This window comes from Novosphingobium sp. HR1a, assembly GCF_015594425.1.
Taxonomy (GTDB): domain Bacteria; phylum Pseudomonadota; class Alphaproteobacteria; order Sphingomonadales; family Sphingomonadaceae; genus Novosphingobium; species Novosphingobium resinovorum_A.
The window spans coordinates 1-12,843 of sequence record NZ_JABXWS010000099.1 but is presented as its reverse complement, the minus strand read 5'-3'; the positions used below and the strand labels follow the sequence as shown (position 1 = coordinate 12,843).

General features: G+C 66.6%; 10 protein-coding genes. 3 read left to right on the top strand and 7 right to left on the bottom strand.

Features of this window, described 5'->3' with window-relative positions; genetic code table 11:
* Positions 1–27 precede the first annotated feature (27 nt).
* The 7 genes from HWN72_RS26125 to HWN72_RS26095 all read right to left on the bottom strand — a co-directional run bounded on the left by HWN72_RS26125 (position 28) and on the right by HWN72_RS26095 (position 8,741).
* Complete coding sequence (locus tag HWN72_RS26125) at positions 28–1,650, bottom strand: GMC family oxidoreductase (protein ID WP_248006362.1); 1,623 nt, start codon at positions 1,648–1,650, stop codon at positions 28–30.
* A gap of 28 nt (positions 1,651–1,678) precedes the next feature.
* Positions 1,679–3,991, bottom strand: a complete 2,313-nt coding sequence (locus tag HWN72_RS26120; protein WP_211151753.1) for a TonB-dependent receptor — start codon at positions 3,989–3,991, stop codon at positions 1,679–1,681.
* Positions 3,992–4,212: 221 nt separating this feature from the next.
* Positions 4,213–4,800 carry a TetR/AcrR family transcriptional regulator gene (locus HWN72_RS26115; RefSeq protein WP_051586896.1) on the bottom strand — a complete coding sequence of 196 codons (588 nt, stop codon included), beginning with the start codon at positions 4,798–4,800 and terminating at the stop codon, positions 4,213–4,215.
* Between the two features lie 366 nt (positions 4,801–5,166).
* On the bottom strand, positions 5,167–6,006 hold the full coding sequence (locus tag HWN72_RS26110; protein ID WP_211151752.1) for a hypothetical protein: 840 nt from the start codon (positions 6,004–6,006) through the stop codon (positions 5,167–5,169).
* Positions 6,003–7,340: a lipopolysaccharide biosynthesis protein gene (locus HWN72_RS26105; protein ID WP_211151751.1), complete on the bottom strand. Its 1,338-nt coding sequence runs from the start codon at positions 7,338–7,340 to the stop codon at positions 6,003–6,005. The genes HWN72_RS26110 and HWN72_RS26105 overlap by 4 nt, the downstream gene beginning before the upstream one ends.
* A 19-nt stretch (positions 7,341–7,359) precedes the next feature.
* The gene (locus HWN72_RS26100; protein WP_211151750.1) at positions 7,360–8,073 is read right to left on the bottom strand and encodes a nucleoside triphosphate hydrolase; all 714 of its coding nucleotides are present in this window, start codon (positions 8,071–8,073) and stop codon (positions 7,360–7,362) included.
* A complete protein-coding gene (locus HWN72_RS26095; RefSeq protein WP_211151749.1) occupies positions 8,070–8,741 on the bottom strand; it encodes a nucleoside triphosphate hydrolase in 672 nt (223 codons plus the stop codon). The genes HWN72_RS26100 and HWN72_RS26095 overlap by 4 nt, the downstream gene beginning before the upstream one ends.
* A gap of 329 nt (positions 8,742–9,070) precedes the next feature.
* Between HWN72_RS26095 and HWN72_RS26090 the strand changes: the two genes are divergently transcribed.
* Genes HWN72_RS26090 through HWN72_RS26080 form a run of 3 tightly spaced genes read left to right on the top strand, consistent with a single transcriptional unit; the run spans position 9,071 to position 12,192 of the window.
* On the top strand, positions 9,071–9,739 hold the full coding sequence (locus HWN72_RS26090) for a response regulator transcription factor (protein ID WP_008829971.1): 669 nt from the start codon (positions 9,071–9,073) through the stop codon (positions 9,737–9,739).
* Positions 9,736–11,118: a HAMP domain-containing sensor histidine kinase gene (locus HWN72_RS26085; protein WP_036526628.1), complete on the top strand. Its 1,383-nt coding sequence runs from the start codon at positions 9,736–9,738 to the stop codon at positions 11,116–11,118. The genes HWN72_RS26090 and HWN72_RS26085 overlap by 4 nt, the downstream gene beginning before the upstream one ends.
* 33 nt (positions 11,119–11,151) lie before the next feature.
* Positions 11,152–12,192 (top strand): endonuclease/exonuclease/phosphatase family protein, encoded by a 1,041-nt coding sequence (locus HWN72_RS26080; protein WP_211151748.1) that lies wholly within the window; start codon positions 11,152–11,154, stop codon positions 12,190–12,192.
* Positions 12,193–12,843 lie beyond the last annotated feature (651 nt).

The following is a 12,843-nucleotide window of genomic DNA, read 5'->3' as shown; positions in this document are numbered from 1 at the left end:
CTCTCCGTTGTCCGGCGGGGCGCCGGGTCATTGTGCAAGCAGGATGTCGGCGGCGCGCCAGCCCACCGCCATGGCCGGCGCGTTGGTGTTGCCCGATACGAGCGCGGGCATGATCGAGCAGTCGGCCACGCGTAGCCCGACGACGCCGCGCACCCGCAACTGCGGGTCCACCACGGAACCGGCGTCGCCGCCCATGTGGCAGGTGCCGGTGCCGTGCAGGCCGCTGGTGGACAGGCGGCGGAAACTTTCCAGAATGGCGTCGTCGCTCTGGACGTGTTCTCCGGGGAGCAGTTCGGCGCCCATCACACCGGCAAGGGCGGGCTGCGCCATGAAGCGGCGCATGTAGCGCACGCTCGCGATCGCGGCCTTGCGGTCGTATTCGGTGTCGAGCCAGTTGGCGTGGATCACCGGCCTACCCTGCGGATCGGGCGAGGCGGCGTGCACGCTGCCTTCGCTGGTCAGCTGAAGAAGCTGCCCATAGACGGAGATCCCCGGCTGGCGATCGACCTTGCCCAGCGGAACCGGGTGATTGTCCTCGCTGAGCGCGAACGCATAGCCACCAAGGTAGAGCTGCAGATCGGTTCGTCCCTGCGGGTGCGCCACGTTGCAGAACGCGCCCACTTCCCACGGCCCGTTGGCCATCACGCCGCTGCGGCTGAAGACGTAGCGCAGCACTGAGCCGACCAGGCCGATACCGTGGTATCGCTGGCTGATCCCGGCCGGTTTCGTCATCCGGTAAGGCATCGCGTAGGACAAGTGCTCGCGCATCTTCTCGCCCACCGCCGGACTTTCGACGAGCGGGGCAAGGCCGGCGGCTTTCAGGCGGGCGCCGCTGCCGATGCCCGAGCGTTCGAGCAGCAGCGGGCTTTCGATCGTGCCGCAGCATACGATGACTTCGCCACGGACCTGCTCGACCCAGGGTGGTCGGCCGTCCCGCTGGAGTTCCACGCCGGTCACGCGGCCGTTCTCGATGATCATCCGCCGGGCCAGCGTGTGCAGCCTGTGCTCGAAGTTTTTGCGCTTGCGCGCCTGCGACACGAACACCCTCCCGCCGCTTTCGCGCCGGCCCCTGCGGATGTTGTGACTGTAGTAGCCGATCCGGTCGCCGGGCGTCGCGTTGAGGTCTTCAGTTTCGGTGAGCCCCATCCCCTTGCCGGCGGCGATGATCGCGTCGGTCAGGGGATAGCGGATGTCGCCCGGCGTAATCCGCACCGGACCGCCTGCACCCCGCATATCACTGCCGCCGAGCGCGTGGTCCTCCAGCGCCCGATACGCCTCGGTCATGCTGGCAGCGTTCCAGCCTGTGCAGCCCATGGCGGCCCAGTCGTCGTAGTCGTGCGCTTCGCCCCGGCTCCAGATCATGCCGTTGATCGCCGACGACCCGCCAAGGCCGCGTCCCCGGATCCACACTTCGGACACCTGGCTTTCCGGGTAGCGCCGATCGGCCATCTGATAGGCCCAGGTGTGTTCAGGGCTGTTGACCAGCTTGGCGATCCCCTTGGGCATGTCGATCAGCAGCGAGGCGTTCTCGCCGCCGGCTTCCACCAGAAGCACGCGGTGCGCGGGATTGCGGGACAAGCGCTCGGACAGCACCGAACCTGCCGACCCGGCACCGATGATGACATAGTCCCATTGCGCGCACACGGTCATGTCGCGCACCCCTGCTCCGCGAGACGCTTCACAGGTCGAACTTGAAGGTCACGCCGTACTCGCGCGGCGAGGTGTAGGAGACCTGGTTGAACAGGCCGGGGTTGTTCGTGACCGCTTCGACGTAGTGATTGTTGGCAAGGTTGCGCACCCAGGCTTCCAGCGTCCACCGGCCGTCATCGGGAGACCAGCCAATGGTCGCATTGACGAAGTGCGTGGGCTGGATGTGGACGAGTGGTTGCCCTTGCAGCCCCTGCAGCAGCTTGGTGTCGGTGTACGTATAAAGAACGTTGGCCCGCGCCTTGCCGCCACCGACGGCGGTTTCATATGTCGCCCCCGCAGATGCCGACCACTTGGGCGAGTTCTGCAGCGGCCGCCCGCTGAGATCGACGATCGCGCCGCCCGGGTCGAGGAAATCGAACGTCTTGTACTTGGCATCGAGGTAGGCGAGCGAACCGGTGAAAGTCAGTCCGTCGAAGGGCAGGGCGGTCGCTTCAAGTTCAAAGCCCTTGATCTCGGCCTTGGCCGCGTTGAAAATCGAGGTGCCGATCGTCGTGCCGTCGGGCAGGATGTAGTTCTGCGCCACCTGCATGTCGCGGTAGTTGGTGTAGAAGCCCGCGAGATTGAGGCGCAGGCGGCGGTCGAACAGATCGGTCTTCGCGCCCACTTCGAACGTATCGACCTTTTCCGGGTTGAACGGGCCGATGTCCGACGCCTGGCCCAGACGGCCGACGAAACCGCCCGACTTGAACCCGCGCGCCCACGAGGCGTAGAGCAGCGTGTCGGGCGTGACCTTGTAGTCGATGCCCAGCTTCCAGCCGATATTGTCCCACGAACGCTTGCCACGGGCGCGGAAACCGCCGAGCAGGACGTCGCCGCAGCTGCCTTCGTGCGTGCAGTAACGGCCGATGCCGTCGGGGTTGTAGTAGTTGTCCGTCCCGGCGACCATCTCGGTCGTCTCGTGGGTGTAGCGGATGCCGGCCTGCACGCGCAGCTGGTCGGTCAGGTCCACGTAAGTCTGCGCGAACAGCGAGCCGGACCAGTTGTCCTGATCCTGGGGCAGGTTCTGGCGCAGCCCCGGAGCGAAGGCTTCGAGCCGGACACTGTTGAAGTGGTCGTAGTGCGTCTTCATGTAGAAGCCGCCCGCCTGCAGCTTGATCGCGTCCGTGAGATCGGCGGCGGTGCGCAGCTCCTGGCTGAACTGCCAGCCCCGGGTGCCGCGGAAGGTGTCGATGCCCAGGCCGACGACGGCGTCGTTGTCGGTAAACTCCTCCAGATGGAAGCTCTTGTAGCCGGTGATCGCGGTGATATCGCCCAGGGGCGTGTTGCTGATGTTGGCGGTCAGCGTGGCGCGGTAATTGTCCATGTTGCTGAGGTCGGGGCCGAAGTCCCGCGCGCTGTAGTATTTGCTCGGCGCACGGCAAGGTGTCGCATCGGAAGCGCAGGGCGATGCGTACATCGGCAGGACTTGGTTGGTCGTCATCGTCCCGGCGGGGACGAAAATCGCGTAGTCCGGCCCGGTCGAGCCGTTGACGATAACCGGCGATCCGTTGCGCGCGCGGCCATATTCGCCGCTCAGCGTCACGTCGATGTCGTCGGTGGGCGTGTAGCGCAAATAGGCGCGCAGCACGGTGACGTTGCGGTGACCCATGTCGGAGCCGTCTACGATGTTGGTATAGAAACCGTCGCGCTGCGTGTGCATCGCGGAAATCTTGCCCGCGAGAATGCCGTCGATGATTGGCGCATCCACGGCGGCCTTGATGTCCATGCGGTTCCAGTTGCCGTAGGTGACCTCGCCGCGAACGCCGAATTCGCCGGTGGGCTGGCGCGTCATCACGTTGACGACGCCGCCCGTGGTATTGGCCCCGAACAGAGTGCCCTGCGGGCCGCGCAGCACTTCGATCCGATCAACGTCGAACAGATCGAGCAGCGCGCCCATCGAGAAGTATTGCGGAACGCCGTCCTGTACGATCGATACGGTGTTGCCGGCGAACGGATCGGGCTCGACGACACCGATGCCGCGGATGGTGAAGACCGCGCTGTTGGGCGTGTTGGTGAAGTTGTTGATCTGGAGGTTGGGGATGGTCCCCTGCAGGCCCTTTAGATCGACCGCCTTGAGGTTCTCGATCGCCTCGCCGGTGACGGCGGTGACCGCAATCGGGACCGACTGGATATTCTCGGACCGCTTCTGCGCGGTCACGACGATTTCCTGAAGCCCTTCATGGGGCGTGGTGTCGGCGGAACTATCCTGTGCGCGAACCGGCGCAGCGGTGAGCAGACCGGTGGTGACCAGGCAGGCGGCAATCGCGCACGCGGCCGTGCGGGTATACAAGAAACTGACCATTTTCTCCCCTCTCCCAAAGCGCGCTCCCGATTTTCGGGTGATTTTGCCGCGCCTCAATTCTCCACGTTTGCCTGCCGATACCCGGCAGACATCTTTATGTCGTTTTGTTGTACAACGAATTTGCATAAAGAATCGGCGACCGCACCTCGCACTTTGGCGAGGCGGCGCACGCCGGTAAGGCCGCCGCAGCGGCGCTCAGACGGGAGAGTGGCGAAGCGCCCTCAGTGGAGCGGGAAAACGCTCTGGAGCAGGTCGCGCAGGGTCTGCTTCTGGCGCTCGGGCGGCCAACCGGCCCGATCCTGCGACACGAGCGAAGCTATCCCGTTGACGAGAATCTGGATGCGGGTCGCGGCCAGAACGCAGTCGACGGCTTCGGGAAATTGCCCCGCGTCCTGAGCGCTCTTGATAAGGCGCAGGAACAGATGGTGCGCGTTGCTGGTGCCTTCGCGCCATTCGCGTGTCACATCGGGTTCGGCCGGTGCCATGCCCCAGAAGGCGAACCAGGTGTGCCAGTTGCGCCAGCGCTCCTCGGTGGTCGGCAGCAGCTCTTCCAGCGTCTCAAGCAGGGGGCGGTTGGTGCGGACAGCCTCGTCGATCAGCCCCTCGGCCATCCGGCGCGCGACCTGATGGGTGAAGACCAGCATTTCCAGCTTGCTGCTGAAATAGTGCGAAACGACCGTTGTGCTGTATCCAACGCGGGAGGCGACTTCGCGGATCGTGACTGCCTGCACCCCCTGTTCGTAGACCAACTGGTCCACGACCTGGGCGATCTGCAGTCGGCGCTCGTCATGGTCGACTACGCGCGGCATGCCGCCTCAGCCCGATTTTCGGTGAAAGTGCATGACCCCGCGCATAGACCAGCGCGGGGCCTCGCGGCAATCGGGGACATCGAGATTGTCAGCATGATTTTCGGTCGGAGACCGAAAGGACATGTGGTGCAACGTTAACCGCTGCCTTGGCCGCGCCGTCTGGTGACCGCGAGGACAAGCCATTGAACAAGGGCCGCCATGCCTGCCCGGATTAGAACATCCGTCAAGGATTTGAGCCTGTCGCAGCGCGAATACGATCGACTTCCGCATGAACTTCGACTTCTTCATGCAAAATCTCCAGCTTCCCCTAGCTTCGATTTTGCGAGATTCCTCTCGGCCCCACCGGTGGTGTTGCCCGGGGCAGGATCAGTTTGGGTAGGCCCGAGTCAGGCTGCTCAGGCGGTCGCGGATGTCTTGGGGCACGCGGAATTCGTCGCGGTGGTAGTCATTGCGCCCGGCGACCGATTCCTCGACCAGATCGTCGTGAAGGCTGCCCATCAGCCCATTGATCGCGCTGAGGAAGCGAGACATGCGGAATATCCTCTCGTCGGGTTCCAGCGTGCGCATGGTGTCGTAGAACGAGACCTGACGGCTGATGATCTTGCGCATGGCGTGGAAGCGGTGCGCGGTCAGCTTGGCCTCGCCCAGCCCCCCGCCCAGCCATAGCCTGAGGCGGCCGACTTCGGCGCGGCGGAAGCGCAGGAACCCTTCGGCGCCGTCCAGCCGCACACCCGCGACTTCGCGCTGTACGGCGATCCACACGGAGCGCATCAGCAGTACCCGCAGCAGCAGCGCATAGCCCAGCACCGCCGTTCGGCGCCCGTTGCGGTAGGAGTCTTGCAGGTGTCCCATCACCGCCACCGTCGCGCGGAACAGCAGCGGGGCGCGGTGGTTCCTGCCGTAGAGGACGAGGGCGAAGCGCAAGTGCTTGTAGCGTGCGCGGATCAGCTTGTAGCGCCGCCGCGCGTCGGACGGCAGATCGCCGGTCAGCAGCAGCGTGGCGGTCAGCGCGCGCAAGTCCGCCCGGTTCGCGCCTTCGCGCCAGAATTGTACGCACAAGTCCAGGCAGCGGCGCATGTCAGCCTCTCCGCAAGCGACGGGGATCGGGTCGGGCAGGCTGACCACAGGGTCGACGACGTCGTCCATCTCTACGGCCTCGAACAGGGCGTCAAGAATTTCGGGGGGGTACGGGGCAAGGGTGCTCATGCCGCCGCCCCCGCTTGCCCGCCGTGCGGCAGAGCGTGACGGCCGCGATAGGCCGACAGCGTCGGCACCAGCATGAACGCGGTCTTGAGGCACACCCCGGCAACGTAGGCCAGACCCGCGCCCCACAGTCCGAACAGGTGGATCAGCACGACCAGCAGCATCGCATAGCCCAACGCCGCCGTACCTTCCGCCACCAACGCGGAGCGTTCGCGCCCGGCCATGTAAAGCAGCGATTCCAGTGGGAAAGCCGCCATCGCCACGACCAGCGACGCGGTCATGAGCTGGAGCAGGTCGTAAGCCTCGACATAGCGCTTGCCGAACACGAGGTCGATCACCGGTTCGCCGCCGATCGACACGATCAGCAGGACCACCACGGCGATCGCGCCGGAAATCAGCGCGCTGCGCACGGCCAGCTGCCACGGGTGGCGGCTACTGGGATCGAGCCGCATGATCTCGGGATAGAAGCTGCGCGAGAGGAGTTCGGCGGGCTTGCTGGCGGAATCGAAGAACGTCGCGGCGATCTTGAACAGGCCTGCGGCGGCGGGGGTGAGCAGGGCGCCGACGACGAGGTTGCTGACCGGCCCCCATGCCGCCCAGATCGAGTGCGCGACATTGGTGGTCCACACGAAGCCCCAGGCGCCGGACAGGCGCCGTGCCGGGCCGAACAGGCCGGGCCGCAGTGCGTCGGTCATCCGGCGGCGGCGCAGTTCGCGGATGGAAAGCGCCCACAGGCACAAGTCGCCGGACAAGTCGGCGATGTACCAGGTCAGCACGAAACCGGTGAAGCCGAAGCCGCACAGGTAGGACAAAGCGGCACCGAACGCGCGCACAAGCGGGGTCACCAGCTGTTGCAGCGCGATCTGGTCGAACCTGTCGAACACCCTGAGAATGCCGGTGGGGGTCGCCGCCGTCATCGTCGGGATCAGCGTGCAGTAGAGCATCGCCATGTTCAGGTTCTCGGCGCCGATGCCGAACCATCCGGCGGCATGGGGCAGCAGCAACAGGCCCCCCGCAAGGCCGATCAGTCCGCTGGCGAGATCGAGGCCGACCGCAAATCCGGTGACGTCGCGCAAGGTTGCGGTATCGCCGCGCTCGAGCGCGGGCGCACCATAGCGCACGATGAACTGCCACGTCTGGAACTTGACCACGGCGCCTACGCCATTGGCGTAGGAGTGGATGAGCACGAGCGTTCCGAACAGCGCGGGCGCCATGCCGCGCCCTGCGCAGGCGAGCGCGATCAGGCCGAGCAGCGCGCCGCCGATCTTGCCCGAAGCGAGGTAGGACGCATTGCGAACGATGGTGCGGAACACCCCGTCCGAGAACCAGCGTTTCATGGGTAGGCTTGCCATTGTTCTATGCTGCGGCTCCGACGAAAGGGAGGCCGCCTTCGTGTGCGATCAGCAGCGCGTTCACCGCCACCTTGGCGCGGGAGATCACCTGTTCCAGCGGCGCTTCGGCGTCCAGTTCGACGACCGGCGCAGTGCCGAAGCGCAGGCGCGGCACGTCGGCGATCTTGCGCGCCAGCGAGGTGAAGCGGTGGTCCGGCTTGCGCGTGGCGGCGACGTCGAGCGAGACGTTGAGCCGGAGCACGAGGTCGGGCGATTGCTGCGTCATCGTCTCGAACATGCGCCGCTCCGATGCCGCCAGCATGCCGACGAGGCCGCCGGGGCGCGCTGCGGCAAGGCCGGGGCCGTCCATTGGGCCGGGGATCTCCAGCTGCGGAAAGCGGTCGGCGATGATCGTGCGGCCTTCGCCGCGCAGCCGCATCATCCGGTGGAAGCGGAGCAGGCGGCGCAGCGAGAAGGCGTAGATCACCAGTGCCGCGCCAAGCCCCGGGCCTTTTTCGCCCTGCGCCTTGCGCGCCTTTGCATGGATCGACTTGTCGAGCCTGCCGCCCAGCAGCGGCAGCCGCGCGATCAGGCGGCCGATGTTGCCGGACTGCTTGCCGAGGTGGCAGGTGACGGTGGGTTGTCGCTGCCCCAGCCATGCCTGCAGTTCCTGCGTCAGCGTGGACTTGCCCGAGCCGTCGCAGCCGATCACGGCGATCAGCGGAGGAACCCGGGTCATGCCGCCGGTGCCTCGACCTGGATCAGCGCGAGCGCGGTGGCGAGCACTTCGGGATAAGGCCGCGTCGCGTCCACGTCGACGATATGCGCGCCGCCGAACTTGAGCGTCGGCATCACCGCCAGTTTTCGTTCCAGCGGCGCGCGGGTGTGGTCCGACTTGCGGCCCAGCGCCGTCTCGACATCGATGTTGAGGCGGATCACCAGCGTCGGGCGATAGGCCGCCATGTCCTCGTAGAGCTGCCGTTCGCGCGCGGCGAGGCGCTCGACCAAAGCCGATCCCCGGCGCGTCCACGCCAGGCCCGGACCGTCGAACCCGCCCGCCAGTTCGGCCTGCGGATAGCGGTCGGTCACCACCCGGATGCCGCGCCGCCGGAAGGCGAGCACTCTTTCGAACCGCCGCCTGCGCGCCAGCGAGAAACCGAACATCGCCAGCGCCGTCGCCAGTCCCGGCAGGCGCTTGTCCGGCGCGGCGTGGGCCTTGTCGGCCTTGCCGGTCAGGAATTTCTCGGCCAGTGCGCCGACGAGCGGGATGCGCCCGATCCGGCGGCCGAGGTCGCCGGTGCCGAGCCCGAGGTACATCGAGCGCGTCGGCCCTTCGCGGCCGAGCAGCGCGGTCAGGTCGCGGGCGAGGGTGGACTTGCCCGACCCGTCGCATCCGATCAGCGCCACGCACGGCGCCAGCGCGCACCGTCGCTGCGCCGCGCCCCGCCCGAGCGTCGCATCGAAAGGAGAGAAAATGGTAATTCGGTCAGGTGAGGTATGGATCGTCATAGTTCTGTAGCCATGTTGCGCTAAGTCTGGGGCACCCTCGTGGTCCGGTGCCTGCAACGCGGCCCGGGATCGGGCCTCTAGTCTCCCAACCTGATGCGAAGCTGATGCGCGCGGCGCGTTGTAATTCGGCCTGCGTGCGATTTGACGAGCCCCGATTCCCGGCGTAGTCCGGAACCGAATTCGGGCGGTTTCTACGCCTTTCCCTCCTCCCTGCCGGAGCTTTCGCGTTGCCCCGCCTGCTGCTTGCGGAAGATGATGCCGACCTTGGCCCGGCAATCCGGCGGGCGCTGGAGCTGGAAGGCTACGTGGTCGATCTCTTCACGCGCGGGGATGATGTGTTCGCTGCCGCGCGCAGCAACGATTACGACGTAATCCTGCTCGACATCGGCCTGCCGCACGGCTCGGGGCTGGAGGTGCTGCGCGATCTGCGCGACGCGCACGACGCGACGCCGGTGATCATCGTCACCGCGTTCGACCGCACCCAGCAGCGCGTCGCCGGGCTGGACGCGGGCGCGGATGACTACGTGGTCAAGCCGGTGGACCTTGAGGAACTGGCCGCGCGGATCCGCTCGCAGTTGCGCCGCCGCGACGGGCGGCAGAACGACAGCATCGAGGTCGGCCGTGTCACGCTGGACTTCACTGGCCATGTCGCCGCGCTGGACGGACAGGACGTGCCGCTGACCGCCAAGGAGTTCCGCGTGCTCGCGCTGCTGATGCGCCGCAGCCGCCGCTTCGTGTCGAAGGCCGATCTCGAGGCCGAGTTGTACGATCAGGACAACTGGGCCGAATCAAACACCGTCGAAGTCGCGGTTTCCGCCCTGCGCCGCAAGTTCGGGAAGGACTTCATCCGCACCGCGCGCGGCCTCGGCTACATGGTGGGCGGGCAGGACGCATGAAGAGGCGGCGCTCCTCGCTCTCGATGAAGCTGTACCGGCGGGTGCTGCTGCTGCTGGCGCTGACCGGGCTGGCGATCGGCGGGGTGCTCTACTCGGTCGCCCTGCGCGAAGTGGAGCGGGCTTCGGACGCCCAGCTGGTGAACGCCTCGCGCCTGCTCTACATGATGATGCAGGACGATCTGGCTGCGGGCGTTCTGGTGCGGCACGACCGGCTGGTCGGCGTCGACGGCGATCCGCTGCTCTCCACGCAGGAGACGCAGGCGTTCCAGGCATCCTACGATTCGTGCATGTTCACCGTCTTCTGGGAAGGCCGGCCGGTCGCGCAGTCGGGTTGGGGAGCGCCGGTCTCGGCGGTGCCGCGTCGGCCCGGCCTGCACGATTTCCAGGCGCTGGGCGGTGCCTGGCGCAGCTACGGCATGCGCGGCCGCGATCCGCGCCTGCTGATCGTCGTGGCCGAGCGCGGGGCGATGCGCGAATTCTCGATCGCGCGGCTGAGCGGCGAACTGGCGCTGCCGATGCTGGGGCTGCTGCTGGCGGCGATGCTGGTGCTGTGGTGGACGCTGCGCAAGAGTCTGTCGCAGGTCGAGCGGCTGGCCTCGACGCTGGGCGCACGCTCGCTGTCGGACCTGCAGCCGCTGGAGCCCGAGGAATGGCCGCGCGATGTGGAGCCGCTGATCGAGGCGCTCAACAAGCTGTTCGCCCGGCTGGAGAACGCCTATGAACTGGAGCAGGCCTTCACCGACGACGTGGCGCACGAACTGCGCACGCCGCTGGCCGCGATCCGTGCACAGGCGCAAGTCCTGCGCCGCCTTGCGCCCGCCGCGCTGGGCGAGGACGTGGTGCGCCTGCTGGCGATGGTCGATCGCACCAATCACCTGGTCGACGGGATGCTGACGCTGGCGCGGCTCAATGCCACCTCGGTGGCGGCGCGATCGGTGGACGTTCATGCGCTGGTGGCCGAAGTCGTCGCCGATGCGCTGATCGAACTGCCTGCCGATGCGATCGAGGCGAGCGTGATCCCCGACCATATCGTGCGCTGGCGCTGCGATGCTTCGCTGCTGCAGATCGCGTTGTCGGCGGTGATCGGCAATGCGCTGCGGCACGCGCGCGGCGGGGGCCATCTCGACATCGCCATCGTGCGCGGCGGAGACCGGCTCATCGTCACCATTGGGGATCGCGGTCCGGGCGTGCCCGCCGCCGAGCGTGAGCGGCTGTTGCTGCGTTTCGAGCACGGCGGTTCGGCAAGTTCGGGCAGCGGCCTCGGTCTTTCGATCGCGAGCAAGGCGATGACGCTGCTCGGCGGCACGATCCGGCTGGAGGACCGCCCGGACGGGCCGGGCCTGCTGGTGGTGCTGACGCTGCCATCCACCCAAGGCTGACTTTTCCTCACGCTCACCGGAGCCTCATTTACGATGACCACAAGGCATGTGCTGGCGGCGCTCTGCCTCATTCTCCTCAGCGGTTGCGGCACGGCGCCGCCGCTGCGCCACATGACAGCCGCGCAGGCCCCCGCCCCGCGCGTGGAGCTGGCGCCCGACGGGGTGACCCGTACCACCACGCTCTCGGTCCTGACCTACAATGTCGAGGGGCTGGGCTGGCCCGCGCGTTCGGGGCGTGAGGGCGACCTGCGGCGCATTGGCGAGCACCTTGCCGCCTTGCGCGCGGCGGGGAAGGCGCCGGACGTGGTGATGTTCCAGGAGGTGTTCAGCGGCGCCGCCAAGAAGGCGATCCTCGCGACCGGCTATCCCGCCATCGTCCACGGACCCACGCGCCTCGCCCCGCATGCCACGATGTTCCGCGACAAGCTGCCGGGCCGCGCGGACTGGCGGCGCGGGGAGATCGGCATGCGGATGACGGGGAGCGGACTGGTGGTGGCATCGTCCTATCCGGTGCTGCTCACGCGGCACCAGGCCTATGGGCGGCGGTCCTGCGCAGGGATCGACTGTCTTGCCAACAAGGGCGTGATGCAGGCGCGCATCGCGGTGCCCGGCGTGCCGGTGCCGGTGGACCTGTTCGATACCCACATGAATTCGCGCGGAGCCTCGCGCGCGCCGCTGTTCCGCAATCTGGAGGCGCACGCCCGGCAGGCGAACGAGGCGTCGCACTTCATCGAGCAGAACCACGACGATCGCTTCCCGATCGTCTTCGGCGGCGATTTCAACATGCGCCATTCGCAGGGGCGGTGGGAGAACTTCACCCGCTACCAGCCGATGGAACTGGTGCACCGGGCCTGCATGGAGCCGAACTCGGGCTGCGACGTGCGCATGTCCTGGGATGGCGACGAGCCGTGGGTGGACACGCAGGACCTGCAGTTCTTCGAGAGCGGGCAGGGCGTGGGCATCACCCCGATCCGGGTCGAGGCCCTGTTCGACGGTGGCCCCAACGGCCCGGTGTTGTCGGACCACGACGGCTTTATGGTGACCTATCGCCTGAGTTGGCGCGATCCTTCGTGAGGATCAGCGCAGCCGCGTCGGGACGCAGGGTCACGCTGTAACTGCGGGGAGCCCCGCGATCATGCCGTCATGGATCGGTTCGTGGACCTCGTTGGTGAGCTTGATGACGTTCGCCGTGATCTGAACGCATTCGTTCATTTGGGAGCGCGCCATCAGGTTTACCAAAGTGTACCTGCGAATAGCTGGGGTCGGCCAAGAGGCTTTGTGAAAGAACCAGGATGAAGGGGCCATGCATCTTTTGGACGACCGGTGCCGAAGCCAGCGCACTATTGCCTGAAGGGAAAGGCGGGGCGTGTCAAGATGATGGCGTGCGGCCGGATACTATCCATCGAGCTAGCACTGCCGTGGAACCGGACTGTCTGCACCTGAGGATCCGGATTTGACGCGTGAACGGCAAAGAAGGGGCGTGTTCGGTCAGGCGGGTTTTCTTCGCGCGCGGCGGGCACTGGACAGGCCGCTATGGAGCGCAGCGCTCACCGCCCGAAATGGCGAAAAGGGTGAAGGCGGACGTTATCTAATCGCCAATTCCACCAGAACGACGATCGCCGCTATAATACAGCCCCAAAGTCTTATGCGCTGCCAAGTGATGAATTCTGGGCTGTTCTGCACGCTCACCTCCAAATGGCGCGACCAAAATAATCGAGGGCGTTT

What these genes read in the sequence shown, in the direction of transcription:
- HWN72_RS26105 (WP_211151751.1), bottom strand. Translation starts at nt 7,340, where the DNA reads ATGAAACGCTGGTTCTCGGACGGGGTGTTCCGCACCATCGTTCGCAAT.
- HWN72_RS26080 (WP_211151748.1), top strand. Translation starts at nt 11,152, where the DNA reads ATGACCACAAGGCATGTGCTGGCGGCGCTCTGCCTCATTCTCCTCAGC.
- HWN72_RS26100 (WP_211151750.1), bottom strand. Translation starts at nt 8,073, where the DNA reads ATGACCCGGGTTCCTCCGCTGATCGCCGTGATCGGCTGCGACGGCTCG.
- HWN72_RS26110 (WP_211151752.1), bottom strand. Translation starts at nt 6,006, where the DNA reads ATGAGCACCCTTGCCCCGTACCCCCCCGAAATTCTTGACGCCCTGTTC.
- HWN72_RS26125 (WP_248006362.1), bottom strand. Translation starts at nt 1,650, where the DNA reads ATGACCGTGTGCGCGCAATGGGACTATGTCATCATCGGTGCCGGGTCG.
- HWN72_RS26115 (WP_051586896.1), bottom strand. Translation starts at nt 4,800, where the DNA reads ATGCCGCGCGTAGTCGACCATGACGAGCGCCGACTGCAGATCGCCCAG.
- HWN72_RS26085 (WP_036526628.1), top strand. Translation starts at nt 9,736, where the DNA reads ATGAAGAGGCGGCGCTCCTCGCTCTCGATGAAGCTGTACCGGCGGGTG.
- HWN72_RS26120 (WP_211151753.1), bottom strand. Translation starts at nt 3,991, where the DNA reads ATGGTCAGTTTCTTGTATACCCGCACGGCCGCGTGCGCGATTGCCGCC.